The 26,995-nt window shown below is 73.2% G+C and carries 28 protein-coding genes; 13 read left to right on the top strand and 15 right to left on the bottom strand.

What is annotated here, in order from left to right; genetic code table 11:
* The first annotated feature begins 444 nt into the window (after positions 1-444).
* Positions 445-2,991: an ATP-dependent Clp protease ATP-binding subunit gene (locus AB0J24_RS08290; RefSeq protein ID WP_358677397.1), complete on the top strand. Its 2,547-nt coding sequence runs from the start codon at positions 445-447 to the stop codon at positions 2,989-2,991.
* Between the two features lie 90 nt (positions 2,992-3,081).
* Here AB0J24_RS08290 and AB0J24_RS08295 read toward each other — a convergent pair whose 3' ends face one another.
* The gene (locus tag AB0J24_RS08295) at positions 3,082-3,729 is read right to left on the bottom strand and encodes a nucleoside/nucleotide kinase family protein (RefSeq protein ID WP_358678034.1); all 648 of its coding nucleotides are present in this window, start codon (positions 3,727-3,729) and stop codon (positions 3,082-3,084) included.
* Between the two features lie 74 nt (positions 3,730-3,803).
* Positions 3,804-5,210, bottom strand: a complete 1,407-nt coding sequence (locus AB0J24_RS08300) for a GAF domain-containing protein (RefSeq protein ID WP_358677400.1) — start codon at positions 5,208-5,210, stop codon at positions 3,804-3,806.
* A 197-nt stretch (positions 5,211-5,407) separates the two neighbouring features.
* On the opposite strand from AB0J24_RS08300, the gene adh reads away from it, so the two are divergent.
* The 3 genes from adh to AB0J24_RS08315 all read left to right on the top strand — a co-directional run bounded on the left by adh (position 5,408) and on the right by AB0J24_RS08315 (position 7,996).
* Positions 5,408-6,931 carry an aldehyde dehydrogenase gene (gene adh / locus AB0J24_RS08305; RefSeq protein ID WP_358677403.1) on the top strand — a complete coding sequence of 508 codons (1,524 nt, stop codon included), beginning with the start codon at positions 5,408-5,410 and terminating at the stop codon, positions 6,929-6,931.
* A complete protein-coding gene (locus tag AB0J24_RS08310) occupies positions 6,931-7,329 on the top strand; it encodes a DUF779 domain-containing protein (RefSeq protein ID WP_358677406.1) in 399 nt (132 codons plus the stop codon). Before adh ends, AB0J24_RS08310 begins: the two co-directional genes overlap by 1 nt.
* 64 nt (positions 7,330-7,393) lie before the next feature.
* Entirely contained in the window at positions 7,394-7,996 is a 603-nt protein-coding gene (locus AB0J24_RS08315; RefSeq protein ID WP_358677409.1) for a cysteine hydrolase family protein, read from the top strand.
* Between the two features lie 47 nt (positions 7,997-8,043).
* Here AB0J24_RS08315 and AB0J24_RS08320 read toward each other — a convergent pair whose 3' ends face one another.
* From AB0J24_RS08320 to AB0J24_RS08330, 3 genes are all read right to left on the bottom strand, one after another.
* A complete protein-coding gene (locus AB0J24_RS08320) occupies positions 8,044-8,790 on the bottom strand; it encodes a Sir2 family NAD-dependent protein deacetylase (protein WP_358677412.1) in 747 nt (248 codons plus the stop codon).
* Between the two features lie 89 nt (positions 8,791-8,879).
* Complete coding sequence (locus tag AB0J24_RS08325; RefSeq protein ID WP_358677415.1) at positions 8,880-9,197, bottom strand: antibiotic biosynthesis monooxygenase; 318 nt, start codon at positions 9,195-9,197, stop codon at positions 8,880-8,882.
* Between the two features lie 10 nt (positions 9,198-9,207).
* Complete coding sequence (locus tag AB0J24_RS08330) at positions 9,208-9,561, bottom strand: MmcQ/YjbR family DNA-binding protein (protein WP_358677418.1); 354 nt, start codon at positions 9,559-9,561, stop codon at positions 9,208-9,210.
* A 21-nt stretch (positions 9,562-9,582) separates the two neighbouring features.
* On the opposite strand from AB0J24_RS08330, the gene AB0J24_RS08335 reads away from it, so the two are divergent.
* Entirely contained in the window at positions 9,583-10,389 is an 807-nt protein-coding gene (locus tag AB0J24_RS08335; RefSeq protein WP_358677420.1) for an alpha/beta hydrolase, read from the top strand.
* A 17-nt stretch (positions 10,390-10,406) separates the two neighbouring features.
* On the opposite strand, the gene AB0J24_RS08340 is transcribed toward AB0J24_RS08335, so the two are convergent.
* Together AB0J24_RS08340 and AB0J24_RS08345 are read right to left on the bottom strand one after the other, a co-directional pair.
* A complete protein-coding gene (locus tag AB0J24_RS08340; protein ID WP_358677423.1) occupies positions 10,407-10,901 on the bottom strand; it encodes a 2'-5' RNA ligase family protein in 495 nt (164 codons plus the stop codon).
* Positions 10,901-11,764, bottom strand: a complete 864-nt coding sequence (locus AB0J24_RS08345) for an A/G-specific adenine glycosylase (protein WP_358677426.1) — start codon at positions 11,762-11,764, stop codon at positions 10,901-10,903. Before AB0J24_RS08345 ends, AB0J24_RS08340 begins: the two co-directional genes overlap by 1 nt.
* A gap of 245 nt (positions 11,765-12,009) precedes the next feature.
* On the opposite strand from AB0J24_RS08345, the gene AB0J24_RS08350 reads away from it, so the two are divergent.
* Positions 12,010-12,849, top strand: a complete 840-nt coding sequence (locus tag AB0J24_RS08350) for a hypothetical protein (RefSeq protein WP_358677429.1) — start codon at positions 12,010-12,012, stop codon at positions 12,847-12,849.
* A 6-nt stretch (positions 12,850-12,855) separates the two neighbouring features.
* On the opposite strand, the gene radA is transcribed toward AB0J24_RS08350, so the two are convergent.
* Complete coding sequence (gene radA, locus AB0J24_RS08355) at positions 12,856-14,229, bottom strand: DNA repair protein RadA (RefSeq protein ID WP_358678036.1); 1,374 nt, start codon at positions 14,227-14,229, stop codon at positions 12,856-12,858.
* Positions 14,226-14,945, bottom strand: coding sequence for a copper chaperone PCu(A)C (locus AB0J24_RS08360; RefSeq protein WP_358677432.1), 720 nt, complete (start codon positions 14,943-14,945; stop codon positions 14,226-14,228). Before AB0J24_RS08360 ends, radA begins: the two co-directional genes overlap by 4 nt.
* Before the next feature lie 309 nt (positions 14,946-15,254).
* Between AB0J24_RS08360 and AB0J24_RS08365 the strand changes: the two genes are divergently transcribed.
* The 3 genes from AB0J24_RS08365 to ispF are packed head-to-tail and all read left to right on the top strand — an operon-like array spanning position 15,255 to position 16,954.
* On the top strand, positions 15,255-15,746 hold the full coding sequence (locus AB0J24_RS08365; protein ID WP_358677435.1) for a CarD family transcriptional regulator: 492 nt from the start codon (positions 15,255-15,257) through the stop codon (positions 15,744-15,746).
* 10 nt (positions 15,747-15,756) lie between these two features.
* On the top strand, positions 15,757-16,467 hold the full coding sequence (ispD, locus tag AB0J24_RS08370) for a 2-C-methyl-D-erythritol 4-phosphate cytidylyltransferase (RefSeq protein WP_358677438.1): 711 nt from the start codon (positions 15,757-15,759) through the stop codon (positions 16,465-16,467).
* A gap of 13 nt (positions 16,468-16,480) precedes the next feature.
* Positions 16,481-16,954 carry a 2-C-methyl-D-erythritol 2,4-cyclodiphosphate synthase gene (ispF, locus tag AB0J24_RS08375; protein ID WP_358677441.1) on the top strand — a complete coding sequence of 158 codons (474 nt, stop codon included), beginning with the start codon at positions 16,481-16,483 and terminating at the stop codon, positions 16,952-16,954.
* On the opposite strand, the gene AB0J24_RS08380 is transcribed toward ispF, so the two are convergent.
* On the bottom strand, positions 16,945-17,370 hold the full coding sequence (locus AB0J24_RS08380) for a VOC family protein (protein ID WP_358677444.1): 426 nt from the start codon (positions 17,368-17,370) through the stop codon (positions 16,945-16,947). The genes ispF and AB0J24_RS08380 overlap by 10 nt on opposite strands.
* Positions 17,371-17,437: 67 nt before the next feature.
* Between AB0J24_RS08380 and cysS the strand changes: the two genes are divergently transcribed.
* Both cysS and rlmB read left to right on the top strand, forming a co-directional pair.
* On the top strand, positions 17,438-18,829 hold the full coding sequence (gene cysS, locus AB0J24_RS08385) for a cysteine--tRNA ligase (protein WP_358677447.1): 1,392 nt from the start codon (positions 17,438-17,440) through the stop codon (positions 18,827-18,829).
* A 14-nt stretch (positions 18,830-18,843) separates the two neighbouring features.
* On the top strand, positions 18,844-19,818 hold the full coding sequence (rlmB, locus tag AB0J24_RS08390; RefSeq protein WP_358677450.1) for a 23S rRNA (guanosine(2251)-2'-O)-methyltransferase RlmB: 975 nt from the start codon (positions 18,844-18,846) through the stop codon (positions 19,816-19,818).
* 114 nt (positions 19,819-19,932) lie between these two features.
* On the opposite strand, the gene AB0J24_RS08395 is transcribed toward rlmB, so the two are convergent.
* Genes AB0J24_RS08395 through AB0J24_RS08405 form a run of 3 tightly spaced genes read right to left on the bottom strand, consistent with a single transcriptional unit; the run spans position 19,933 to position 22,681 of the window.
* The gene (locus tag AB0J24_RS08395; RefSeq protein WP_358678038.1) at positions 19,933-20,778 is read right to left on the bottom strand and encodes a metal ABC transporter permease; all 846 of its coding nucleotides are present in this window, start codon (positions 20,776-20,778) and stop codon (positions 19,933-19,935) included.
* The gene (locus AB0J24_RS08400; RefSeq protein ID WP_358677452.1) at positions 20,778-21,605 is read right to left on the bottom strand and encodes a metal ABC transporter ATP-binding protein; all 828 of its coding nucleotides are present in this window, start codon (positions 21,603-21,605) and stop codon (positions 20,778-20,780) included. The genes AB0J24_RS08395 and AB0J24_RS08400 overlap by 1 nt, the downstream gene beginning before the upstream one ends.
* Positions 21,602-22,681 carry a zinc ABC transporter substrate-binding protein gene (locus tag AB0J24_RS08405; protein WP_358677454.1) on the bottom strand — a complete coding sequence of 360 codons (1,080 nt, stop codon included), beginning with the start codon at positions 22,679-22,681 and terminating at the stop codon, positions 21,602-21,604. Before AB0J24_RS08405 ends, AB0J24_RS08400 begins: the two co-directional genes overlap by 4 nt.
* 150 nt (positions 22,682-22,831) lie before the next feature.
* On the opposite strand from AB0J24_RS08405, the gene AB0J24_RS08410 reads away from it, so the two are divergent.
* Both AB0J24_RS08410 and AB0J24_RS08415 read left to right on the top strand, forming a co-directional pair.
* Positions 22,832-23,935, top strand: coding sequence for a LacI family DNA-binding transcriptional regulator (locus AB0J24_RS08410; RefSeq protein ID WP_358677456.1), 1,104 nt, complete (start codon positions 22,832-22,834; stop codon positions 23,933-23,935).
* Positions 23,929-24,771: an MOSC N-terminal beta barrel domain-containing protein gene (locus tag AB0J24_RS08415; RefSeq protein WP_358677458.1), complete on the top strand. Its 843-nt coding sequence runs from the start codon at positions 23,929-23,931 to the stop codon at positions 24,769-24,771. Before AB0J24_RS08410 ends, AB0J24_RS08415 begins: the two co-directional genes overlap by 7 nt.
* On the opposite strand, the gene otsB is transcribed toward AB0J24_RS08415, so the two are convergent.
* Entirely contained in the window at positions 24,749-25,534 is a 786-nt protein-coding gene (otsB, locus tag AB0J24_RS08420) for a trehalose-phosphatase (protein WP_358677460.1), read from the bottom strand. The two genes, AB0J24_RS08415 and otsB, sit on opposite strands and share 23 nt — an antisense overlap.
* Positions 25,531-26,982 carry a trehalose-6-phosphate synthase gene (locus AB0J24_RS08425; protein WP_358677463.1) on the bottom strand — a complete coding sequence of 484 codons (1,452 nt, stop codon included), beginning with the start codon at positions 26,980-26,982 and terminating at the stop codon, positions 25,531-25,533. The genes otsB and AB0J24_RS08425 overlap by 4 nt, the downstream gene beginning before the upstream one ends.
* Positions 26,983-26,995: the final 13 nt, after the last annotated feature.

Below are 26,995 nucleotides of genomic sequence, written 5' to 3' on the forward strand. Positions count from 1 at the left end.
GGACCTCATACCACTGTATCGGTCGACCGGGCTCCGGCGCCTCCACCTGACGTGCACCGCGGGCCGCGCCTCTCCTCCACCCGCGCGCGGGTGTCCCCCGTCACGATCCGTCGGCCCCCGGGGTGCCGACCGCGCGGCCACGACGAGCAGGGCCTGCGGGTCCACCGGCGACCGTACGGGCCGGTGCGGAGGCCGGTGCACAGCCCGGCCGGCCCGGTCCGGGAACACCGGTGGCGGAGCGCGTGTTACGCCCGGCAGTCCCTCGGTGCACGTCAGGTGGAGGCGCCGGAGCCCGGTCGACCGATACAGTGGTATGAGGTCCTCCCCGCGGGGCGGCCTGGCGCGGGAGTCACGCGAGGCGCAGTGCTGGGTCCCGGCGTGCCGGGGCCGGGCAGAAGATGCTGGTCGCGCCGTACGTGAGGCGCAGCAGGCAAGGAGTGCGAATTGTTCGAGAGGTTCACCGACCGAGCGCGACGTGTTGTCGTCCTGGCCCAGGAAGAGGCCCGGATGCTCAACCACAACTACATCGGGACCGAGCACATCCTCCTTGGCCTGATCCACGAGGGTGAGGGTGTCGCCGCGAAGGCGCTCGAGTCCCTCGGAATCGCTCTGGAGGGCGTGCGGCAGCAGGTCGAGGAGATCATCGGCCAGGGCCAGCAGGCCCCGTCCGGCCACATCCCGTTCACGCCCAGGGCGAAGAAGGTGCTGGAGCTGTCGCTGCGCGAGGCGCTGCAGCTCGGCCACAACTACATCGGCACCGAGCACATCCTGCTCGGGCTGATCCGCGAGGGCGAGGGCGTCGCGGCCCAGGTGCTGGTCAAGCTGGGCGCCGACCTCAACCGCGTGCGCCAGCAGGTGCTGCAGCTGCTGTCCGGCTACCAGGGCAAGGAGCCCCAGGAGAGCGGGACCGGCGGCCGCGGCGAGGGCACCCCGTCGTCCTCGCTGGTGCTGGACCAGTTCGGTCGCAACCTCACCCAGCAGGCCCGCGAGGGCAAGCTGGACCCGGTCATCGGCCGGGAGAAGGAGATCGAGCGCATCATGCAGGTCCTCTCCCGGAGGACCAAGAACAACCCGGTGCTGATCGGCGAGGCCGGCGTCGGCAAGACCGCCGCCGTCGAGGGCCTGGCGCAGGCGATCATCAAGGGCGAGGTCCCGGAGACGCTGAAGGACAAGCAGCTCTACACCCTCGACCTCGGTTCGCTGGTCGCCGGCTCGCGTTACCGCGGTGACTTCGAGGAGCGCCTCAAGAAGGTGCTGAAGGAGATCCGCACACGCGGCGACATCATCCTGTTCATCGACGAGATCCACACCCTCGTCGGGGCGGGCGCCGCCGAGGGCGCGATCGACGCCGCGTCGATCCTCAAGCCGATGCTGGCCCGCGGTGAGCTGCAGACCATCGGCGCGACGACGCTCGACGAGTACCGCAAGTACGTCGAGAAGGACCCGGCGCTGGAGCGCCGCTTCCAGCCGATCCAGGTCTCCGAGCCGTCGGTGACCCACACCATCGAGATCCTCAAGGGCCTGCGCGACCGTTACGAGGCGCACCACCGGGTCACGATCACCGACGACGCGCTGGCCTCCGCGGCGACGCTGGCCGACCGCTACATCAACGACCGCTTCCTCCCGGACAAGGCGATCGACCTGATCGACGAGGCCGGGGCCCGGATGCGCATCCGCCGGATGACCGCGCCGCCGGACCTGCGGGAGTTCGACGAGAAGATCGCGAACGTCCGCCGGGACAAGGAGTCGGCGATCGACGCGCAGGACTTCGAGCGGGCCGCGCACCTGCGCGACCAGGAGAAGACCCTGCTCGGCGAGAAGGCCGAGCGCGAGAAGCAGTGGAAGTCCGGGGATCTCGACGTCGTCGCCGAGGTCGACGGCGAGCAGATCGCCGAGGTGCTGGGCAACTGGACCGGCATCCCGGTCTTCAAGCTCACCGAGGAGGAGACCACCCGGCTGCTGCGCATGGAGGACGAGCTCCACAAGCGCATCATCGGCCAGGAGGACGCGGTCAAGTCCGTCTCCCAGGCGATCCGCCGTACCCGCGCCGGCCTGAAGGACCCGAAGCGCCCGTCCGGCTCGTTCATCTTCGCCGGCCCGTCCGGTGTCGGTAAGACCGAGCTGTCCAAGGCGCTGGCGAACTTCCTGTTCGGCGAGGACGACGCGCTCATCCAGATCGACATGGGCGAGTTCCACGACCGCTACACCGCCTCGCGGCTGTTCGGTGCCCCTCCCGGCTACGTCGGCTACGAGGAGGGTGGCCAGCTCACCGAGAAGGTGCGGCGCAAGCCGTTCTCGGTGGTGCTGTTCGACGAGATCGAGAAGGCCCACCAGGAGATCTACAACACGCTCCTGCAGGTGCTGGAGGACGGGCGTCTCACCGACGGCCAGGGCCGCACGGTCGACTTCAAGAACACCGTGCTGATCTTCACCTCGAACCTGGGCACCCAGGACATCTCGAAGGCCGTGGGGCTGGGCTTCTCCTCCGGCAACGACGAGGCGTCGAACTACGAGCGGATGAAGACCAAGGTCAACGACGAGCTGAAGAAGCACTTCCGCCCGGAGTTCCTGAACCGCATCGACGACATCATCGTGTTCCACCAGCTCAACCAGGAGCAGATCATCGAGATGGTCGACCTGATGATCGGGCGGGTGGAGAAGCAGCTGGCCAACAAGGACATGGCCATCGAGCTCACGGCGAACGCGAAGAAGCTGCTGGCGCGCCGCGGGTTCGATCCGGTCCTCGGCGCCCGGCCGCTGCGCCGGACGATCCAGCGCGAGATCGAGGACCAGCTGTCGGAGAAGATCCTCTTCGGCGAGATCGAGCCCGGTCAGATCGTCCTGGTCGACGTCGAGGGGCTCGACACCGACGCGCCCGAGGACTCGAAGGCCTACGACGACAAGGCGCACTTCACCTTCCGTGGGGAGCGCAAGCCGTCGGAGCCGGTCCCGGACGCCCCGCCGACCGCGCTGGCGGGCGGCGAGGAGTGAGCTGAGCACCAGGTCGTGACGAGAGGCCCGCCCCGGGAGACCGGGGCGGGCCTCTCGCGTCGGTGCGGACGGGGCCACGCCCCGCGCGCGTCAGGCCGGGACGTCGGTGCAGGCCACGACCAGATCGGCCCGGGTGATCGTGGCGTCGACGAGCCGGGCGTTGGGCTCGTCGGTGCGCAGTACCCAGGCCCGCGCCGCGGCGGGTGTCCTGCCGAACCGCACGTGCCGGGCCACGAGTCGTTCCCGGCGCAGCTCGGCGTCGGCCTCCTGGAACCAGATCTCGTCGAACCCGGTCCGGACGGGGTGCCACTGCGGGGTGTCGACGAGCAGGTAGTTGCCCTCGCTGACGACCAGCCGGCACTCCGGTGGCACCGGGATCGACCCGGCGACCGGCTGCTCGATCTCCCGGTCGAAGGCCGGGGCGTAGACCGGCCCGGTCTCCCGCGAACCGGCCTCGCGCAGCCTGCGGAGCAGGGCCGCGTAACCGGCCGGGTCGAAGGTGTCCGGTGCGCCCTTGCGGTCGCTGCGGCCGAGGCGGGCCAGCTCGACGTCGGCGAGATGGAATCCGTCCATCGGGACGTGCACCGCCGCGACCCCGGTCGCGGTCAGTGCCCGGACCAGGGCGACGGCGAGGGTGGTCTTCCCGGCGCCCGGGGCTCCGGCGATCCCGAGCAGCGCCCGTCCGCCCGCCGGGACGAGCCGGGCCGCCCGATCCACCAGGTCCTCGAACCGTCGCAGCGGCATGCCGACCATGATCCCTGTTCCGGGAGCGTGGTGCACCGGATCCGTACCCTGCACTCCCAGAACAGGGATCATGGGTCCAGGTCGCGTCGCCGGCCGCCGGGCAGTGCCGCCCGCAGCCGGTCCCGCAGCTCGTCGTCCGGATCGGTGCGCAGCAGCGTGAGCAGCGCGTCGGGATCGCCCGAGCGCAGCACGGCGGCCCGGGTCGCGGCCACCAGGTGCTCCCGTTCCGCCCGCACGCCCGGCGACTCCGAGGTCGGCAGCAGCGGGCCGCGGGCTGCCTCGGCCGCGGCGTCGCGGACCCGTCCCTCCCGCAGCGCCTCGTGCAACCGCAGGAAGTCGGCGTCGACCCGGGCGGCGAGCCGGTACGGCCCGGTGCGCACGGTCCCCTCACCGACACAGCGACGCAACCGGTGCATCTCGGCCCGGACGGTGATCGGGCGGCCGTCGTCGCCGTAGAGGGCGGCGGCGAGCTGTTCGGCGGTCATCCCCTCTGGGCGCAACGCGAGGAGGGTCAGCACCTCGGCGTGCCGCAGGCCGAGCCGCAGCGGCCGGCCGTCGCGGCGGACCACCGGCACCCTGGCCCCGAGGAACGGCAGGGTGAGCGCAGGCAGCGCCGGCCCGGCGGGCGCGGTCACCCGCAGCAGCCACCCCTCGCCGAGCGGTTCCAGGACGGCCTCGGCGCCACCTTCCAGCACGACCCGGTCACCGCGTTCGGGCAGCGGCACCCGGTCCGGGAAGCGGTGCGCCGGGGTGGCGGCCAGCACCCGCCCGCGCGGGGAGAGCAGCGCACCGGGCAAATCGCCGAGCCGGGACAGGTGCGGCAGGTTCGTGTCGCGCAACCGCCGGTCGCGCTCCTCGGTCAGCGCCGCCAGCCGGTGCTCGGCGAGCCGCGCGGCGGCGGTGACCAGTGACAGCGTCATCGGATGGAAGGTCTCCTCCGGCCCGGTGACGTCCACGGTGCCGATCTGGCGGCCGGTCTCCGGGTCGTGCACCGGCGCCGCCGCGCAGGTCCACGGGTGGTAGGCGCTGACCAGGTGTTCGGCCGAGTGGATCCGGACCGGGCGGTCGTCGGACAGCGCTGTGCCCATCGCATTGGTCCCGACCGCGTCCTCGCTCCAACGGGTGCCCTCGACGAGCTCCACCCGCTCGGCCCGGCGCAGCACCTCCCGCGCCCCCTCCCGCCACAGGATGTGCCCGCGCTCGTCGGTCACGACCATCAGGTGTCTGGCCTGCTCGGCGGCTGCGACGAGGGTCTCCCGCAGCACCGGCAGGGTGCGCGCGAGCGGATGCCCCGCGCGCAGCTCGGCGACCTCACCGGGCTGGTAGGGGTGCGCCGGCCTGGACCGTTCCGGATCGACCGAGGCGGCCAGCGACCGTTCCCAGGAGGCCCGGATCTCCGGGCGCACGCCAGGGGAGGGCGAGCCGGTCAGCGCGTCACCGCGGGCCCGCTCCAGACCGGCTCGTTCACGAGTCACGACACTCACCCTAGGATTAGCGCAGCCTCACCTGAATCGAATCCGCGTGATCGGCACTCACCGGAGGTTCAGGTTCCGCATCTGCGTGCAACTCCCGTGCAACCCCCACCTTCCTAGTGTCCGGCGTCACGTGCAACGCACAACAGCGACTGCGCATGTGACGAACCGAGCGACAACTCACACGGGAAGGACCAACGATGGCCACGTACGCGGCACCCGGTCAGCCGGACAGCGTCGTCTCGTTCAAGCCCCGCTACGACCACTTCATCGGGGGCGAGTACGTCGCACCGGCCAAGGGCCAGTACTTCGAGAACCCCACCCCGATCACCGGGCAGAACTTCACCGAGGTCGCCCGCGGCACCGCCGACGACGTCGAGAAGGCACTCGACGCGGCGCACGCGGCCGCGCCGGCATGGGGCAAGACCTCGCCCACCGAGCGTGCGAACATCCTGAACAAGATGGCCGACCGGATCGAGGCGAACCTCGAGTCCGTCGCGATCGCCGAGTCCTGGGAGAACGGCAAGGCCTGCCGGGAGACCCTGGCCGCGGACATCCCGCTGGCCATCGACCACCTGCGCTACTTCGCCGGAGCGATCCGGGCGCAGGAGGGCGGCCTCTCCCAGATCGACGACGACACCGTCGCGTACCACTTCCACGAGCCGCTCGGTGTGGTCGGCCAGATCATCCCGTGGAACTTCCCGATCCTGATGGCGATCTGGAAGCTCGCTCCGGCGCTCGCCGCGGGCAACGCGGTCGTCCTGAAGCCGGCCGAGCAGACCCCGGCCTCGATCCACGTCCTGCTGGACCTGGTCGCCGATCTGCTCCCGGCGGGCGTGGTCAACATCGTCAACGGTTTCGGTGTGGAGGCGGGCAAGCCGCTGGCGTCCAACAAGCGGATCTCGAAGATCGCTTTCACCGGTGAGACCACCACCGGCCGGCTGATCATGCAGTACGCCTCGGAGAACCTGATCCCGGTCACCCTGGAGCTGGGCGGCAAGAGCCCGAACATCTTCTTCGACGACGTCGCCGCCCAGCAGGACGCCTTCTACGACAAGGCCCTCGAGGGCTTCGCGATGTTCGCGCTCAACCAGGGCGAGGTCTGCACCTGCCCGTCGCGCGCGCTCATCCAGGGCGGCATCTACTCCGAGTTCCTGGAGCAGGCGGTCAAGCGCACCGAGCAGATCAAGCAGGGCAACCCGCTCGACACCGACACCCAGATCGGGGCGCAGGCCTCCAACGACCAGTTCGAGAAGATCCTCTCCTACATCGACATCGGTCGTCAGGAGGGCGCGAAGGTGCTCACCGGTGGCGAGAAGGCGGAGCTCGGCGGTGAGCTGTCGGGTGGCTACTACATCAAGCCGACCGTGTTCGAGGGCAACAACCAGATGCGGATCTTCCAGGAGGAGATCTTCGGGCCGGTCGTCTCGGTCGCCCGCTTCTCCGACTACGACGACGCCATCCGGACCGCCAACGACACCCTCTACGGCCTCGGGGCCGGCGTGTGGAGCCGCGACACCAACACCGCCTACCGGGCGGGCCGCGACATCCAGGCCGGCCGGGTGTGGGTGAACAACTACCACGCCTACCCGGCGCACGCGGCGTTCGGCGGTTACAAGCAGTCCGGCATCGGGCGGGAGAACCACAAGCAGATGCTGGACCACTACCAGCAGACCAAGAACGTCCTGCAGAGCTACTCGCCGAACGCGCTGGGCTTCTTCTGATGGGGCAGCCGGACGCCGCCGTCACCCCACGGGTGGCGCTGACGCCGGCCGCAGCCGATCTTCTGGTGAAGCTCACCGAGTTGCACGGGCCGCTGATGTTCCACCAGTCCGGCGGATGCTGCGACGGCAGCGCGCCGATGTGCTACCCGGACGGTGACTTCAAGACCGGAGGTTCGGACGTCCATCTGGCCGACCTGCGGGTGGACGGGATCGAGAAGCCGATCGGTTTCTGGATGTCGGCGTCACAGTTCGAGTACTGGAAGCACACCCATCTCACCGTCGACGTCGTGAAGGGACGGGGCAGCGGGTTCTCGGTCGAGGCGCCGGAGGGCGTCCGGTTCCTGATCCGCTCCCGCCTGTTCACCGACGACGAGTGGCGATCCCTGAACGAGAGCTGACCATCACGGGCCCGGACACCGGAGTGTCCGGGCCCGTGGTGTGTCCGGAAGAAGGAGGACACCGATGTCCGCACCGATGCCTGCACCGCACACCCTGCGCGGGCTGATGGGGCTGCCGGCCGAACCGGCGCCGCTCGACCGCTCCGCGCTGATCATGATCGACCTGCAGAACACCTACACCGAGGGCGTGATGCGCCTGGAGAACGTCGAGCCCGCCCTGGAGGAGGCCGCCGTCCTGCTGGACCGGGCCCGCTCCGCGGGGGCCCGGGTGATCCACGTCCAGCACGACGCGGGCGAGGGCAGCCCGTACGACGTCACCGCCCCGATCGGGGCGATCCACGACTCGGTGGCGCCGCGCGACGGTGAGGCGGTCGTCGTCAAGAACTTCCCGAGCGCCTTCGTGCAGACCGGGCTCGCGGACCTGCTGGAGGGGCACCAGGACCTGGTGCTCGCCGGGTTCATGGCGCACATGTGCATCAACTCCACGGCCCGCAGCGCCTTCTCCAGCGGCTACGTCCCGACCGTCGTCGCCGCGGCCACCGCCACCCGGGCACTGCCCGGGGTGGAGGGGACCGTTCCGGCGGCGGAGGTGCACGCCGCCGCGCTGGCCGGGCTCGCCGACCTGCCGGCGATCGTGGTGCCCGGGCAGAAGTCCGTGCCCGACTGATCGTGGGGCCGCCCGGGGCCGGATCCGTCCGTTCCCGGGCGGCGGGCTCAGGTCGCCAGCAGGTCGTCGATCGCGGCCAGCGTGGGCGCGGCCGGGGCGGCGATGCCGACGCCGCGCCCGTGCCGCACCTCCGGCTCCCGGACGTTGATCCGGACCAGCGCCCCGGTCGCCGCCGACGCCAGCTCCGAGCGGCGGCGCACCGTCGGCAGCGCCGTCCCCGCCCCCAGCTCGACGACGGCGACCCGGTCGCGGTGCGCGGCCAGCCAGTCGACGTGGCGCGCCAGCGCGGGTTCGGCGTGCGAACTGTCCCAACCGGCGTCGCCGAACATCAGGATCGCCGGCCGGGCGAGCCCGCCGCAGCCGGGGCAGGCGGGCAGCTCACCGACGGCACGCATGCTGTCCGGGTCGATCGCCACCTCGACGCCGTCGGCGGGCCACACCCCGTACCCGCACAGCCGCAGGCACTGCAGGTGGTGGATTGAGCCGTGCACCTCGGCGACGTCCCGGTCGGCGAACCCGGCGCGCTGGAACTGGCCGTCCACGTTGGAGGTGAACACGCTCGTCGGCACCCGCTGTGCCCAGCGCCGCAGGACGGCGAACCCGGCGTGCGGGACGGTCCGCCGGTAGAGCGCCAGCCGGTGCCCGTAGAAGCCCCAGGCCAGCGCCGGGTCGTCGGCGAAGTGCTCCGGATCGGCGAGCTCGGCGAACCGCAGCCCGAGCCGGGCGTAGGGCGGGTAGGCCCGCCAGAAACCCTCGTCGCCCCGGAAGTCGGGCAGTCCGGAGTCGACGCCCATCCCGGCCCCCGCCGTGATCAGCAGCGCACCGGCGTCGCGGATCAGTGCCGCGGCGTCGTGCAGTGCAGGGTCGACCGGGGCGGGATGGATCAGGACCCCGCCGCGATCTGCTCGAGGTCGACCACCTCGAACTCCAGCAACGACGCGCCCGTGGCGACCGGCTTCGGGGAGCGCCCACCGGAGTGCGCCTCGGCGGCGGGCCCGTCCCGCCACGCCTGGAACGCCTCCTCGGTCTCCCAGTGGGTCACCACGAAGTACCGGTCGTCACCGGAGACCGGGCGCAGCAGCTGGAAGGAGATGAACCCCGGCTGCCCGTCGACGGCGTGCAGGCGGTGCGCGAACCGCTTCTCCAGCTCCGGCCCGGCGTTCTCCGGGACCTCGATCGCGTTGATCTTCACTACGGCCATGCCGCCCACGTTAGCCGGGACCTGCTTCGTCGACGCGCATCCGCCAGGCGTCGCCGACGAGTTCGGCCAACCGGTCCACCCCGACCCGCTCCAGTCGCACCATGACCAGCGGGAACGGCTCGTATCCCGGGGCGGTGAAGAACAGCTCGGGCTCACCGCGCAGCAGCGCCTGCTTCTCCGCCTCGTCGCCGACGTACAGCACGGCGACGTCGGTCCGGATCACCCGGCGGCGGCCCGGCACCCGCTCCGGGTAGGACCACACGAACCCCTTCCCGCGGACCCGGAAGTCGAACCCGTCGCTGGGGACCTCGACGGCGCCGTCCAGCTCCAGCGCCAGCCGCCGCACGTCGTCCTCTCCGGCCACCGCAGCAGCTTAGGGTGGGGTGTGCGCAGCTCGGACGGGGTGGACCTGGCGGTCACCGGGTTCGGCGGTGCCGGCCGCCCGATCGTCGCGCTGCACGGCTTGATGAGCTGCGCCGCGAGCTGGGAGCCGCGGGCCGCCGCGCTGACCCCGCACGGCCGGGTGCTGGCGCCGGACGCGCGCGGGCACGGCCGCTCCGGGCGTCCCGCCGGTACGGACGCGGCGGCCTGGTCCCCGGACCGGCTCGCCCGCGACGTCGTCGAGCTGCTCGAACGCACCGGTCCGGCCGCCCTGGTCGGGCACTCGATGGGCGGGCTGTCCGCGCTGCTCGCCGCCCTCCGGCGACCGGACCTGGTCACCGCCGTCGTCGCCGAGGACCCGCCGCCGGACCTGACCGGCAGCCCGCCCGGCCTGCTCGACGAGATGCGTGCCTGGTTCACCGCGGTCGCCGGGCCGTACCCGTCCCGCGCGGCGCTGGAGGCGGTTCTCGGTCGTCCCCGGCCGGAGGTGGGCTCCCACATGGGGCGATGCGCCGTCCGGCGGCCGGACGGCTGGTGGCTGGCCTGCGACGTGGCCGACGCCTGTGCCGTCGCGGCGCACTGGGTGCGCCGGAGCCTGCTCGACGAGCTGTCCGCGGTCCGGGTGCCGCTGCTGGTGATCGAGGCGGGGGAGTCGGTCGCCCCGCCGGGGCAGCTCGCGCTGCTCGCGTCCCGGGTGCCCGGTGCCCGGCACCGTCGGCTGCCCGGGACGGGGCACCTGGTGCACGACGCCGACCCGGCAGGCTGGGCGGCCGCGGTGACCGAGCTCCTCACCGGGACCGCGCCGGGCTGACCGCGGAGCCGGGTGGGTCAGGGAGCGAGGTGCTCGGTCGCCCCGGTCCGCGTGTCGTGCAGTTCCACGGCGAGGATGCCGGCCCGCACCGGGGGCACCGGGTGCAGCAGCGCGAACGCCTGCGCGGGTCGTCCGGTCGCGAGCACCACGTGCGGCAGCCAGGAGCCGGGCAGGTGCGCGGCGTGCGCCCCGCGGACCCGTCCGGCCAGCGCGTCGTGCACCGCGGTGTGCACGGCGAGCACCTCGGGGTCGGTGACGGCGGCGAGCACCAGCGCGTCGTCGTCACCGGTCCGGGAACCGAGCGTGGCCAGCCAGAGTGCGGGCAGTGCGACCAGCCGCAGCTCGGCCACGAGCGCCTCGCGGGCGCCTCTGGGGACCGTCCCGGCGGCCGCGACGGTGACGTGCGGGACACCGGTCGCGGCGGGCAGCCCGGCACCGGCCAACCGGGCCCGCAGCGCGGTCAGCTCGCGCACGGCGGCCGGATCGAGCCGGAACCGGACGATCGCGGGCATCAGGCGGGCAGGGCGAATCGGCCGTCGTCGGTCTGTTCGGCGAGGCCGTCGACCAGCAGCGAGTGCAGGCAGCGGTCGCGCTGGCCCGCGTCCGGCCAGACGACGTCCAGCTCGGCCCGCCCGACCGGGCCGGGGGCGCCGCGCAGCACGTCCATCAGCTTCCCGCGCACCTGCCGGTCGGTCCCGGCGAAGCCCTGCACAGGCTTGCGGGGGCCGTCGTAGGCGGGCCGGCCGGCGGCGACCCAGGCGCATTCCGCGGCGACCGGGCAGCTCGTGCAGCGCGGCGTCCGAGCCGTGCAGATGACCGCACCGAGCTCCATCAGGCCGGCCGAGACGACGGCCGCGGTGGCGTCGTCCGGGGGCAGGAGCGCGTCGACGTCGGCGAGATCTGCCCTGGTCCGGGCCGGTCCGGCGTCGCCGCGGCCGTGCACGGCGCGGGCCACCACCCGGCGCACGTTCGTGTCGACGACCGGCGCCCGCAGGCCGAAACCGAACGCGGCCACCGCCCGCGCGGTGTAGGACCCGACACCGGGCAGCGCCTCCAGCACCGCCACGTCCGAGGGGACCGCGTCACCGTGCTCGCGCGCGATGGTGGCCGCCGCGTCGTGCAGCCGGATCGCCCGGCGCGGGTAGCCGAGCTTGCCCCAGGCACGCAGGACGTCGGCCCGTGGCGCCCCGGCCAGCGCGGAGGGAACCGACCAGCGCCGCATCCACTCCGTCCAGACCGGTTCGACCCGGGCCACCGGGGTCTGCTGGAGCATGAACTCGCTGACGAGCACCCCCCACGGCGTCGTCCCCGGGCGCCGCCACGGAAGGTCGCGGGCATGCTCGGTGAACCACGGGTGGATCCGCTCGGCCAGCACCCCTCCAGTGTCGCCGGTGCCGTTCGGTGATCACGGATCGGGCACCGTGGCAGCCTCCGGGTGAACGTCACGGTGCCCGATCCGTGATCTGTCGGGTCGTGCCCGGGGCGGTCGGTGAACAGGGACGGGGCCGGTCAGCCGGTGGGGCGTCCCCCGTTCCCTCACAGGGGTACAACCGCGGCGACCTGGCGCGGCGCGGCGCGGCGGTGACGACATCGAGTAATCGACGATCTACCGTCAGTGACATGTTGGACCCGGTGGGCCCCCTGCCGGCGTCGGTCTACTGGCGTCGGCGCGCAGTCGCGGTCGGCGCCGCGCTGCTCGCGCTGTTCTCGCTGCTGTGGCTGACCACCTGGTTGCTCGTCCCCGGGGCGGCCGGCGAGGACACCACACCGACCGGCGCGGCGGCGATGTCCACCGCCACCGGTTCCCAGGAGCACGGGTCCACCCCCGACAGCGGAGCGGCGGCTCCGGCATCCCCGGCCCCGGAGTCCCCAGCCCCGGGCGCACCGCAGCCGCCGCTCCCCGCCACCGCCGATCCCGGAGCTCCCCCCGGTTCGGCGGACGAGAGGGAGTCCACCGGGCCCGCGGCCCCGAACGCGGGCCCGGTGGACGAGACGGTCCGGCCCGACGACACCCCGCGCCCGTCGGTGCCGGTGCCGGACGCCACGGCCTCCCCGCCGACCGGGCCGGTGCCCTGTGCCGACCCGATGATCGAGGTCCGGGCCGAGACCGGGCAGCAGAGCTATCCCGCCGACGCGCGTCCCGAGCTGCGGCTCGTCGTCACGAACGTCTCCGGTGAGCCGTGCGTGCGCGACCTGGACGGGGCCGAGCAGGAGATCGCGGTGTGGAGCGGCGACGGAGCGGAGAAGCTCTGGTCCTCCAACGACTGTTCGAACCCGGCCACCGACGACCTGCGCACCCTGGTGCCCGGTGAGCCGGTCGCGTTCGCGGTGACCTGGAGCGGGCTGCGGTCCGAGCCCGGTTGTGCCGCCGAGCGGGCCCGGGTCGAGCCGGGTGGATACCGGGTGCTCGCCCGGCTCGGCGCGGTCGTCAGCGAGCCGGCCCCGCTGCTGATGGGGTGAGGATGCTCAGCGCAACCGGTCCATGATCTGCTTCAGCGACGCCGCCTCGGTGATCCGCATACCGGTCGAGCCGACCTCCGAGTCGGGCGGCACGATCGCCCGGGTGAAGCCGAGCCGGGCCGCCTCGGCCAGCCGCCGCCCGATGCCGTGCACCCGGCGCAGCTCACCGGCCAGCCCGAGCTCGCCGAGCACGACGAGATCGGCGGGCAGCGCGACGTCCCGCCTGGCCGAGACCACGGCGAGCGCGACGGCCAGGTCCGCGGCCGGCTCGGTGATCTTCATCCCGCCGACGGTCGCGGTGTAGACCTCGGCGTCGTGCAGCTTCAGCCCGCCCCGGCGTTCGACGACGGCGAGCAGCATCGGCACCCGTGAGGAGTCCAGCCCGGTCACCGCCCGCCGCGGGCTCGGGATGTTCGCCCCGGCCACCAGCGCCTGGACCTCGGCCAGCAGCGGCCGCCGGCCGTCCATCACCACGGTCACCGCGGTGCCCGGCTGCACGGCGTCCCCGTCCTGGCCGAACCGGCCCAGGAACAACCCCGAGGGGTCGGGCAGGCCGACGATGCCGGAGTCGCGCAGCTCGAAGCAGCCGACCTCGTCGGCCGGGCCGAACCGGTTCTTCACCCCGCGGACCATGCGCAGCGCGGAGTGCTTGTCACCCTCGAACTGCAGCACCACGTCCACGACGTGCTCCAGCACCCGCGGGCCCGCGATGCCGCCGTCCTTGGTCACATGGCCGACCAGCAGCACGGCCAGGCCGCGCTCCTTCGCGAGCGCGGTCAGCCCGATCGTCACGGCGCGGGTCTGGGTGACCCCGCCCGGGGTGCCGTCGACGCCCGCGGTGGACATGGTCTGGATCGAGTCGATCACCAGCAGGGACGGCTTCAGCGCGTCGACGTGGCCGAGCACCGACTCCAGGTCCGACTCCGCGGCGAGATAGAGCTCGTCGTGCAGGCCGCCGGTGCGCTCGGCGCGCAGCCTGACCTGTCCCGCGGACTCCTCACCGGACACGTAGAGGACCCTGGCCCGGGCCGCGACACGCGCCGCGACCTCCAGCAGCAGGGTGGACTTGCCGACGCCGGGCTCACCGGCGAGCAGCACGACCGCGCCGGGCACGAGCCCGCCGCCGAGCACCCGGTCCAGTTCGTCGACGCCGGTCGGGCGGGCCCGCGCGGCGTCCAGCTCGACCTCGGCGATCCGGCGGGCCGGCGTGCTCGGTGCGCCCGCGACGACGGTCCGGCCGTTGCCGCGCGGTGCCTCGACCTGTTCGAGGCTGCCCCAGGCCTGGCAGCCGGGGCAGCGGCCGACCCACTGCGCGGTGCGATGGTCGCACTCGGTGCAGCGGTAACCGCCCGAGCGGGACGCCCGGGTCCGGGTGGTCAGTTGCCTGCGACGCCGCCGGCGCCGCTGCCCTCGTTGCCGGGGGCGGACTCGACGCCCTCGCCGTCGGTCACCGAGGTGTCCTGGTCCTCTTCCGCGTCCTCGTCCACCGGGAGCTCCGGCGGCGCGGGGACGGCCTCGGCCTCGGCCGAGAAGTCGTCGCGCTCCGGGCCGGGGCCGTGCGGGATGTCCTCGGTCGGCACGGCGGCCGGCACCTGCGCGGTGACCGAGCCGGCGCGCTCGAAGACGAACGTGATCGGGATGTTCTCACCGGCGCGGATCGGCCGGGTCAACCCCTCGAGGGTGATGTTCAGCGGACGGGCGGCGGTCGGCGTCAGTTCGAAGTTGCCCGCCGAGACGAGCGCGACGTCCTGCGGGAGCACGGGGTCGCCGTCCACCAGGACGTTCGCGGCGGCCGGCGAGCTGACCGAGACGAGACGGTCGGCGACGCTGCCGGAGTTCACCAGCGTGGCGCGCAGCGGCGCCGAGGAACCCGGCGCGTAGAGCTCGGCACCGCCGGCGGGCGCCTCGGGGTAGGCGATCTGCACGTCGCGCAGGTCCACCGAGCCCACCGAGGTGTTCACACCGTTGGTCGCGGCGACCTGCTGGGCGGTCTGCGAGATCTGTCCCGCCCCGCACCCGCTCAGCAGCAGGCCGGTGAGGACGACGGCTCCGGCGGCCCCGGCCAGGGTGCGGACGGGGCGGCGGTTGCGGCTCACGGTCGGCGTGTCCTTCCTGCCGGCCGGGAGCTGCTCCCGGCGCGCGTACGACGTGTGTGGACCGGCATCGGGGAACCGCCCGATCCACCCGGCAGCCTAGTCGCGTGTCCTGCGCCGGTGCGCGGTCGGGCGTCCGCCCACCGGCGGTCGAGCGCAGGTGAGGGTCGTCCCGCAGGCCCGCGCCCCGCCGCCGGGAACACGTTTTTCCAGTGTTGTCAACCCCCTGACCTGCGACGACGGTGAAAGCCGGTCGGCGGTCCGTCCAGACGGCGTGTTAATCTGGATGCAGCGAAAGGGGCCAGAGGACACATGGTTTTCAAGGTCGGAGAGACCGTCGTCTACCCGCACCACGGTGCCGCGCTCATCGAGGCGATCGAGATGAGGACGATCAAGGGCGAGGAAGTGCAGTATCTCGTCCTGAAGGTTCAGCAGGGGGATCTGACGGTCCGCATCCCCGCCGACAACGTCGAGGTCGTCGGCGTCCGGGACGTGGTGGGTCAGGAGGGTCTGGATCGGGTCTTCGAGGTGCTGCGCGCGCCGCACACCGAGGAGCCCACGAACTGGTCCCGCAGATACAAGGCGAACTGGGAGAAGCTCACCTCGGGCGACGTGAACAAGGTCGCCGAGGTCGTGCGGGATCTCTGGCGCCGCGAGAAGGACCGGGGGCTGTCCGCGGGCGAGAAGCGGATGCTGGCCAAGGCGCGCCAGATCCTGGTCAGTGAGCTCGCGCTGGCGGAGGGTACCGACGAGGAGCGGGCCGAGGTCCTGCTCGACGAGGTCCTCGCCACCGCGAACGCCTGAGCGTCGCGGGGTGAGCGGGTCGCCCGTCGTCACCGTGCTGCCCGCGGCCGGTTCGGGCGCCCGGCTCGGCGCCGGGATGCCGAAGGCGTTCGTGGAGATCGGCGGCGTGCCCATGCTGGTGCGCGCCGTCGACGGTGTGCTGGCGTCGGGGGTCGTCGATCACGTGGTGGTCGTCGTACCCGTCGAGCTGGTGCGTGATGCGGCCGGGTTGCTCCCGGGGCGGCCGGTGACGGTCGTGCCCGGCGGCGCCGACCGCACCGCCTCGGTCGCGGCCGGGCTGGCTGCGACCGGGCCGGAGGCCGAGGTCGTGCTGGTGCACGACGCCGCACGTCCGCTGACCCCCGCCGGTGTCGTCCGGCGGGTGGTGGGGGCGGTGCGAGCGGGCGCGGCCGCCGTGATCCCGGTGCTGCCGGTCACCGACACCGTCAAGACGGTGGACGAGGCCGGGATCGTGACGGCCACCGTGGACCGGTCCACGCTGCGTGCGGTGCAGACCCCGCAGGGTTTCCGGGGACGTGAGCTTCGTCTCGCCTACGCGCGCGGCCCCGATCCGGTGACCGACGACGCCGGCCTGATCGAGGCGCTCGGTGCGCCGGTCGCGACCGTCGCGGGGGATCCGCTCGCCTTCAAGGTGACCACGGTCTGGGATCTGCGGATCGCCGAGCTGCTGCTCGCCGACGTGCCGGCGCACCCGGCCGGAGGGGTACGGAGCACCGGATGAGGGTCGGTATCGGATGAGGGTCGGGATCGGGACCGACGTGCACCCCGTCGAACCGGGCCGGGACTGCTGGGTCGCCGGGGTGCTGTGGGCCGGGGTGGACGGCTGCGCCGGGCACTCCGACGGCGACGTCGCCGCGCACGCCCTGTGTGACGCGCTGCTGTCGGCGGCCGGGCTCGGCGATCTGGGCGCGGTGTTCGGAACCGGGCGTCCCGAGTGGTCGGGAGCCTCCGGGGCCGCGTTGCTGGCGGAGGTCCGCAGGCTGCTCGAGCGCGACGGCTGGCAGGTCGGGAACGCCGCGGTCCAGGTGATCGGCAACGACCCGAAGATCGGCCGCAGGCGCGGGGAGGCCGAGCGGGTGCTCACCGGCATCGTCGGCGGCCCGGTGTCGGTCTCCGGCACGACCACCGACGGTCTCGGCCTCACCGGTCGCGGTGAGGGCCGGGCGGCGGTGGCCACCGCCCTGCTCCTGGCCGGCGGTCAGGGGTAGGCCGCCGCGGTCCGCTGCTGGATCTGGCCGGGATCGAGGTCCTCGCTGCGCGACGCGACCATCCAGGCGTGTCCGAACGGATCAGCGATCCGGCCGCCGCGCTCGCCGTAGGGGTGGTCGGCGACCTCGAAGATCACCCGGCCGCCGCCGTCGACCATGGCCGCGGCGACCGCGTCCGGGTCGTCCACGTGGAGCGCGATGATGACCGCGCCGGGGCCGGTGGGGGCGGGGTCGACGTCGTCGCCGTCCTTGATCGCCCAGACGGCGTCGCCGGCGCGGAGCAGGGCGTGCACGACCCGGCCGGACCCGTCGGTGTAGCGCTCGACGAGCTCGGCGCCGAACGCCGCGACGTAGAACGAGACGGCGGCGTCGGCGTCGGACACCACGAGCCTGGGGTAGAGCTGGTGAACAGTCACGCCGCACACCTTGCCGCTCGGACACCGCCGGTGTAGTGGACGAATCGGAGAGCCGTACCCTGGTGATGTGAGCCTCAGACTTCTCGACTCAGCGACCAGGGAGCAGCGCGCCTTCACGCCGCTGCGCGCCGGAGCCGTGTCGATGTACGTCTGTGGTGCCACCGTGCAGGGCCTGCCGCACATAGGTCACGTCCGGTCGAGCCTCAACTACGACGTACTGCGCCGGTGGCTGGCCCACGCCGGGTACGACGTCACGCTCGTCCGCAACGTCACCGACATCGACGACAAGATCCTGCGCAAGTCCGAGGCGGCCGGTCGCCCCTGGTGGGAGTGGGCGGCCACGCACGAACGGGCCTTCACCGCGGCCTACGACGCGCTCGGCTGCCTGCCCGCGTCGATCGAGCCGCGCGCGACCGGGCACATCACGCAGATGGTCGAGCTGATCGAGCGGTTGATCGACCGCGGGCACGCCTACACCGCGGCGGGCGACGTCTACTTCGCCGTCCGGACGCTGCCCGAGTACGGCACGCTCTCCGGGCAGAAGGTCGACGACGTGCACCAGGGCGAGGGCGCCGGCGGGCACAAGCGCGACCCGCTGGACTTCACGCTGTGGAAGGCGGCGAAGCCGGGTGAGCCGAGCTGGCCGACCCCGTGGGGGCGTGGCCGTCCCGGCTGGCACCTGGAGTGCTCGGCGATGGCGACCGCCTACCTCGGCCCGGAGTTCGACATCCACGGCGGTGGCCTGGATCTGGTGTTCCCGCACCACGAGAACGAGCGTGCCCAGTCGCACGCGGCCGGTGACCCGTTCGCCCGGTTCTGGCTGCACAACGCGTGGGTGACCATGGGCGGCGAGAAGATGTCCAAGTCGCTGGGCAACACGCTGCAGATCGAGTCGCTGCTGCAGCGGGTGCGGCCGGCCGAGCTGCGCTACTACCTGGTCGGCCCGCACTACCGGTCGGCCATCGAGTACTCCGACGCCGCGCTCGACGAGGCGGTCGCCGCCTACCGGCGGATCGAGTCGTTCGTGAACCGGGTCCGCGAACGGCACGGGCTGCCGGAGCCGTCGGCGGGTGTCCCGGCCGAGTTCGCCGCCGCCCTGGACGACGACCTGGGCACCCCCGGCGCACTGTCGGTGATCCACCGGCTGGTGCGCGAGGGCAACTCTGCGCTGGACGCGGGCGACGGGATCACCGCGTCGCGGGCTGCGGCCTGCGTGCGTGCGACCACCGGCGTGATGGGGCTGGACCCGCTCGCCGCGGGTGGCGCCGCCCAGGCCACCGGCGACGGTGCCCGGGAAGCACTGAGCATTCTGGTGGAGTCGATGTTGGAGCGTCGCCAGGCAGCGCGCGCCGCCCGCGACTTCGCCACCGCGGACCGGCTCCGCGACGAGCTGCTCGCCGCCGGGATCGCCGTCGAGGACGGCGCCGGCGGCTCCACCTGGACTCTCAAAGACGCATAGGACGCTCGATAACGATGGCAGGCAATTCCAAGCGCCGCGGAGCGATCCGCAAGGACGGCACCAAGAAGGGGATGGTCGTCGGCTCCGGTGGCCAGTCCCGCCGTGCGCTGCGCGGCAAGGGTCCGACCCCGCCCGGTGACATGCGGCCAGGGCATCCCAAGCAGAAGGCCGCCGCCCGCCGTGCGGCACAGCAGGAGCAGCAGCGTCGCCGCCCGGTCGCCGGTCGACGCGGCGACGGCGAGGGCCCGGAGACCGTGCTCGGCCGCAACCCGGTCGTCGAGTGCCTGCGTGCCCGCGTGCCGGCGACCGCACTGCACATCGCCACCGGCATGCCGGCCGACGAGCGGGTCACCGAGGCGGTCGCGCTGGCGGCGGAGGCCGGTATCTCGATCCTGGAGGTCCCGCGCGGTGACCTCGACCGGATCACCGGTGGGGCACTGCACCAGGGGATCGCGCTGCAGGTCCCGCCGTACTCCTATGCCCATCCCGACGAGCTGCTGGAGCGGGCCGCCGATTCCGGCAGGCCGGCACTCGCGGTGGCCCTGGACGGCGTCACCGACCCGCGCAACCTCGGCGCGGTCGTCCGGTCGGTGAGCGCGTTCGGTGGGCACGGTGTCGTGGTCCCGCAGCGGCGGGCGGCCGGGATGACGGCGGTGGCCTGGCGGACCTCGGCCGGTACGGCTGCCCGACTGCCGGTCGCCAGGGCGACGAACCTGACCAGGACGCTGCGGGAGTACGCCTCGGCCGGGCTGATGGTCGCCGGTCTGGCCGCGGACGGTGACGTCTCGCTCGACGAGTTCGAGCTCGCCACCGGGCCGCTGGTGCTGGTGACCGGGTCCGAAGGCAAGGGCCTGTCCCGGCTGGTCCGGGAGACCTGTGACGTCACGGTCTCGATCCCGCTGGCGGGCGAGGTCGAGTCGCTGAACGCCTCGGTCGCCACCGGCGTGGTGCTGGCCGAGGTCGCCCGGCGCCGCCGCGCCGCGCACTGAGCGTCACCGCGCTGCGCGCTGAGCGTCACCGGGTCGCGCACTGAGCGCCGCCGGGCCGCGCGCTGAGTGCCGCCACGCCGAGCGCCGCCGTGCCGGACGCTGAGCGCCGCCGCGTCAGGCGCGGGCGACGCTCCGTCCGCGCAGCCGGGCGACCAGCCGGCACAGCAGGTAGGCGACGAAGCCGATGGTCGCCACGTACGCCGACACGGGCAGGCCCGGCGCCAGCGACAGGATCGTGCCGCCGACCAGTGACACCTCGGCGATCACCACCGCCACGATGGTGGCGCGCACCGGGTCGGCGGTCACCCGGTTCGCCGCCGCACCGGGGACGATCATCACGGCGAGCACCAGGATGGCCCCGACGATCGGCACCGCGAGTGCGGTCACCAGCCCGATGAGTACCGCGAAGACCAGCGACAGGCTGCGCACCGGTACGCCGCGGGCGAGCGCGACGTCCGGGTCGGTGCTCGCGAACAGCAGCGGCCGGTAGACCACCAGCAGGGCGAGCAGCACCAGTACCGCGACGACGCCGAGCACCTGCAGGTTGGTCCCGTCGACGGCCACGATCGAGCCGGTGAGCAGACCGAACCGGTTCGCCGAGCGGCCCTCGTAGAGGGCGAGGAACAGCACGCCGAGCCCGAGCCCGAAGGCGAGCAGGACGCCGATCACCGAGTCCCGCTCGCGCCGGCGCAGGCCGAGCACACCGAAGACGGTCGCCGCGACGACGGCGCCGACCACCGAACCGAGCCCGACCTCGAGCCCGACCAGCAGCGCGGCGGCGCCGCCGGTGAAGGCCAGCTCGGCGGTGCCGTGCACGGCGAACGCCATCCCGCGGCTGACGACCAGCGGGGTCAGCAGCCCGGCGACCAGGCCGAGCACCGCGCAGGCGATCAACGCGTTCTGCACGAACGGTTCGGCGAGCAGCTCCAGGGTGCCGTCGAGGGAGAACAGCCGGTCGATCACACCGGGATCCCGCCGTGCTCGGGATGAACTTCGGCGTCCTCGGCGCCCACCACGACCAGCCGGTCCCGTACCCGCAGTACGTCCACCTCGGTGCGGTACAGCTCGGAGAGCACCTCGGAGGTCATGACCTGCTCGGTCGGGCCGATCCGGAACCGCCCGTCGACCAGGTAGAGCACCCGGTCGACCAGCGGCAGCACCGGGTTGATCTCGTGGGTGACGAACAGCACCGCGGTTCCGGCGGAGCGGCGGCGCTCGTCGATCAGCCGGGTCACCGTCCGCTGGTGGGACAGGTCCAGCGACAGCAGCGGCTCGTCGCAGAGCAGCAGCGCCGGATCCCCGACGAGGGCCTGGGCGACCCGCAGTCGCTGCTGTTCGCCCCCGGAGAGCCTGCCGACCGGTGCATCGGCGTACCTGGTGCCGCCGACCGCGGCGAGCGCCCGGTCGACGCGGTCGCGCCGTTCCCGGCGGGCACCGGCCCGGGCCCAGCCCGGTCCGAACCGGTGGCCGTCCAGCCCGAGCCCGACCAGGTCCCGACCGCGCAGCGGCAGGTCGGGATCGAGCTGCTGTTGCTGGGGGACGTAGCCGATCTCCGGGCTGCCGCGGCGCGGCGCGGCACCGGCGATCCGGACCTCGCCCTCGGAGAGCGGGAGCAGCCCGAGCAGGACCCGCATCAGCGTCGTCTTGCCGGAACCGTTCGGGCCCAGTACCGCGACGAACTCGCCCGGCGCGACGGCGAGGTCCAGACCGGACCACAGGGTCCGGTCACCGAACCGCAGGCCCGCCGCGTGCAACGAGAGCGCCGGGGCCGTCGCCGTCGTCGTCACTGCGCGAGCGCCGCGTTCAGCGCGTCGAGGTTGGCGTTCATCCACCGGACGTAGTCGTCGACGCCCTCGGGCAGCGTCTCGCTCATCTCGACGATCGGGACGCCCGCCTGCTCCGCCGCGGCTCGCACCTGGTCGGTGCTCGCGGACCCGGTCTGGCTGTTGACGATCAGCACGTCGGCCGGGGGCTGGTTGCGGAACAGGTCCAGGGTCTGCGCGACGACCGCGGCAGGCGGGTCGGTGCCCTCCTCGACGGCCGCGGAGAACTCCTGCGGTGTCACGTTCTCCAGGCCGGCGGTCTCCAGCAGGTGGTCGGGCACCGGCTCGGTGACGACGACCCGTGCGTCCGGGTGGTTGCGGCCGATGTCGGTCGCCTTGGAGGTCAGCTGCGCGACACCGCCGGAGACGGCCTGCGCGTTGCTCCGGAAGTACTCGGCGGCGGAGGGGTCGATCTCGGCGAGCCGGTCGGCGAGCTGCTGGGCGACGGCCTGCACGGTCGGCAGGCTGTACCAGACGTGCTCGTTGAAGGCGCCGTGGTCGTGACCCTCGTGGGAGTGGCCGTCGGCGGCCGTCTCGCCCCCGTGGTCGTGGCCCTCCTCGTCCTCGTGCGAGTGACCGGCCTCGCCCTCGTCCTCGTGCGAGTGGCCCGCCTCGCCCTCGTGGTCGTGCCCGGCTCCGCCCTCGCGGTCGGCGCCCTCCAGCCCGGAGACCTCGACCGCGTCGACGACCGGGGCCTGGTTCCCGGAGGAGGAGATGAGCCCGGTCATGAACGCGTCGTAACCACCGCCGTTCATGACGATCAGCTGGGCGTCGCCGACGGTCACGGCGTCCTGCGGGGTCGCCTCGTAACCGTGCGGGTCCACGTTCGGCGAGTCGATGATCGACTCGACCTGCACGTAGTTGCCGCCGACGGCACGGGCGACGGCGCCCCAGGCGTCGGTGGAGGCGACGACGGCGGTCTGCGGGATGTCCGGGCTGGTCGGGGCGTCGACCTGACCGGATCCACAGGCGGACATGCCCAGCGAGAGGACGGCGAGCCCGGCGACCAACGCGGCCGGGCGGAGCGGGGAACGGGACACGTCCGAACTCCTATCAACGTATCGGCATGTTTTTATCGAAAATCATTCTCAAGTTCACTGTACCGTCGCCTCCCGGCGCGACGATGTGATCCGTACGCCCCGGCCGGGGCGGGCTTTCACCCGGGTGACGGCGCCGCTACCGTTCGAGGAGTGACCGGTCCCCAGCACCCGCGGCGTCCGGCGACGCTCGCGTCGCTGGCCGCCGAGCTCGGCGTCTCCCGTACGACCGTGTCCAACGCCTACAACCGCCCCGACCAGCTCTCCGCCCCGCTGCGCGAGCGCGTTCTGGAGGCGGCCCGTCGGCTCGGCTACCCCGGCCCGGATCCGGTCGCCCGCTCGCTGCGCACCCGCCGGGCCGGCGCGGTCGGGTTGCTGCTCACCGAGGCACTGAGCTACGCCTTCCGCGACCCGGGCGCCACCGGTTTCCTCGAGGGCCTGGCGCTGGCCTGCGAGAAGGCGGGAACCGGCCTGCTGCTGGTGCCGGTCAGCCCGGAGCACTCCGATGTCGACGCCGTCTACCAGGCCGGGGTGGACGGGTTCGTCGTCTACTCGGTCAGCGAGGACGACCCGCACTTCCGTGCCGTGCTGCAACGGCCGGTGCCGACCGTGGTGTGCGACCAGCCCGCCGGCGTCGAGGGCGTCGACCGGGTCGGCGTCGACGACCGTGCCGGCACCCTCGCGCTCGGCCGCCACCTGGTGGAGTTGGGCCATCGGCGGATCGGCGTGCTGTGCATGCGGCTCAGCTCCCAGCGCCACGACGGGCCGGTCGACCCCGAACGACAGGAACGCAGCACCTACAGCGTCCAGCGGGAGCGGCTGGCCGGTCTGCGGCAGGCCTTCGCCGAAGCCGGGGTCGACTGGTCCTCGGTGCCGGTGATCGAGCGCTTCGAACACACCGCCGAGGCCGGTGCCGACGGCGCGGCCGCGCTGCTCGACGCGCACCCGGAGATCACCGCCGTCGTCTGCACCTGTGACATCCTCGCCCTCGGCGTGCTGGGCGAGGCCCGTGAGCGCGGATTGCGGGTTCCCGAGGATCTGTCGATCGCCGGGTTCGACGGCGTGCCGGAGGCCGAGCGGGTCGGGCTGACCACGGTCCGCCAGCCGTTCCGGGAGAAGGGCCGGGAGGCGGGACGGCTGTTGCTGGAGCGCGGTGACCGCAATGTCTCCGAGCACGTCACGCTGCCGACCGAGCTCGTGGTCGGCACCACCACCCGGGCGCTGCGGCAGTCGGGGGAGTTCTTCTCCGGATGGTGAGGCTGACCGGGCTGGTCCGGTACCCGGTGAAGTCCTGCCGCGGGACGGTGGAGCAGCGCCTCCTGGTCGAACGCGCCGGGCTCGCCGGTGACCGGCGCTGGATGGTCGTCGACACCGACGGCGTGATGGTCACCGGCCGGAAACACCCGCGGCTGGTGCTCGCCGAGCCGCGGCCGGTCGACGGCGGCCTGGAGCTGACCGGCCCCGGGCTGCCGGTGCTGCGGGTCCCCGAGCCGGATCCGGCCCGCGGCACCGTCCCGGTGCGGGTGCACCGCGCGGAGACGGCCGGGGTCCCGGCCGGGCCCGGCCCCGACGAGTGGTTCTCCCGGCTCCTGGACACCGAGGTGCGGCTGGTGCACCTGGACGACCCGGACCGGCGCCGCCCCGACCCGGAGTTCTCCCGCCCGCAGGACCGGGTCTCCTACGCCGACGGGTTCCCGCTGCTGCTCACCGCCCAGGACTCCCTCGACGCCCTGAACGAACTGGTCGCGGACGGCCCGCACGCCGCGGAGGGGCCACTGTCGATGATCCGGTTCCGGCCGAACGTCGTGGTTTCCGGTGCGGCGCCGTGGGCGGAGGACGACTGGCGGCGGATCACGATCGGCGACGCCGCGTTCCGGGTCGTGAAACCGTGCGCCCGGTGCGTGTTCACCACGGTGGACCCGGTGACGGCAGCCAAGGGCCGGGAACCGATGGCCACCCTCGCCCGGCACCGCCGGGTCGGCACCGGTGTGCTGTTCGGGATGAACCTGATCCCCGATCTGCCCCCCGCCGGGCCCGGCCCCGAGCTGCGGCTCGGGGCCGAGGTGACCGTCACGGAGCGGGCTCGGCGCTGAACCTGCCGGACCTCGCATCGGCCAGTCGCTGCAACAACGAGCCCAGCTCGTGCGGGTCGGCGACCCGGTGAGCGGCCGCGGTGGCACCGTCGCCGACCTTGATCCCGACGTCGTCCGGTCCGAGGACGCCGAACACCGTCTCGTCGGTGACGTCGTCCCCGGCGAACAGCACCGGGCCCGCATCGAGCACGTCACGCAGCACGGTGACCGCGGCGCCCTTCGTGGTGCGCAGCACGGCCAGGTCCAGCACGTCCTTGCCCGCGGTGGCGTCGATCCCCTCGCGCACCCACTCCGCCTCGACCTGCTCCAGCAACGCCGCGCCCCTCGCCGGGTCCATCCCGCGCACGTGCACGGCCCCACCGGCCGGCTTCGTCTCCAGCCGGGCGCCCGGGGTCCGGTCGACGAGCTCCTGCAGGCCGGCGAGCAGCGCGGCCCGCCGCCGCGCCTGCGCCTCGCTGAGCAGGCCGCCGCGGCCGAGCAGGGCGGAGAGCTGCGCGTCGAACTCGGCACCGTGGCTGCCGACCAGCCCGACCGGCGGGCCGAAGCCGGAGACGGCCGCGAGATCGGCCAGCCCACGGCCGGAGACCAGCACGACGGTCGTCGCCTCCAGCCCGGCGAGCCGGCGCACCGCCTCGGCGGAACCGGGCAGCGGCCGGGACGCCGCCGGGTCGTCGACCAGCGGTGCCAGGACGCCGTCGAAGTCGAGTGCGATCAGCAACCGGTCCGCCCCGGCCAGCCGGTCCAGCGCGGCGGCCGGGCTCACCGGTCCACCTTCACGCCCAGCGTCTCGAGGAACGAGCGTGCCCACCGGTCGACGTCGTGGTCGAGCACCTGCCTGCGCAGCATACGCATCCGTTTGCGCCCCTCGTCGGGGTTCATGGTGAGCGCCGCGTACAGCGCCTCCTTGACCCCGTCGGTGTCGTGCGGGTTCACCAGCAGGGCGCTGGTGAGCTCGATCGCGGCCCCGGCGAACTCGGAGAGCACCAGCACGCCACCGTCGTCGTGCCGGGCCGCGACGTACTCCTTCGCGACCAGGTTCATGCCGTCGCGCAGGGGGGTGACCAGCATGACGTCGGCGGCCAGGAAGAACGCGACCAGCTCCTCGCGGGGCAGCGAGCGGTGCAGGTAGTGCACGGCGGGGTGGCCGACCCGGGCGAACTCGCCGTTGATCCGGCCCACCGAGAGCTCGATCTCGTCGCGCATCTGCTGGTAGTGCTCGACCCGCTCACGCGACGGGGTGGCCAGCTGGATCATCACGGTGTCGATGGCCGACTCCGCTCCGATCCGGGACGTGTCACCGCCGGTGACCCGGCCCTCCTCCAGGAGCTCGTGGAACGCGCGCAACCGCACGTCGATGCCCTTGGTGTAGTCGAGCCGGTCCACCCCCAGCACGACCCGCGTGGGGTTCCCCAGCTCGTCGCGGATCTGCGCGGCGCGCTTGCGGACGGCGTCGCTGCGCGACAGCTCGTCGATCTGCTTCGAGTCGATCGAGATCGGGAACGCACCGAGCCGGACCTGACGGCCGCCGTAGCGCACCACCTCGGGATCGCGTTCCGGGGTCGCCCCGGTCAGCTCCTGGGCCAGCCAGTGGAAGTTCCGGACGCCCCCGTCGGTGTGGAACCCGACGAGGTCCGCGCCGAGCAGCCCCTCCATGATCCGGGTCCGCCAGGGGAGCTGGCGGAACAGCTCCACCGGGGGGAACGGGATGTGCAGGAAGAAGCCGATCCGCAGGTCGGGCCGCAGCTCGCGCAACCGCCCGGGGACGAGCTGGAGCTGGTAGTCCTGCACCCACACCGTCGCGCCGTGCGCCGCGATCCGGGCGACCTCCTCGGCGAAGCGCTGGTTGACCGCCGTGTAGGCCCGCCACCAGTGCCGGTGGAACTGCGGCTGGGCGACGACGTCGTGGTAGAGCGGCCAGAGCGTCGCGTTGGAGAACCCCTCGTAGTACTCCTCGACCTCCTGGGCGGAGAGCCGGACGGGGTAGAGCGACAGCCCGTCCTCCACCAGGGGCTCGACGTCGACGTCCGGGACGCCTGCCCAGCCGACCCAGGCACCTTCCCTGGCCCGCAACGTCGGTTCCAGCGCCGTGACCAGCCCTCCCGGGCTGCGCTTCCAGCCGGTGCTGCCGTCCGGCCTGCGTTCGTAGTCGACGGGCAGCCGGTTGGCCACCACCACCAGATCCGCCGCGGTCACCGGTTCGCCGCTGGTCACATACCCTCCTCGA

It is taken from the genome of Pseudonocardia sp. NPDC049635 (genome assembly GCF_040659795.1).
Lineage (GTDB): Bacteria > Actinomycetota > Actinomycetes > Mycobacteriales > Pseudonocardiaceae > Pseudonocardia.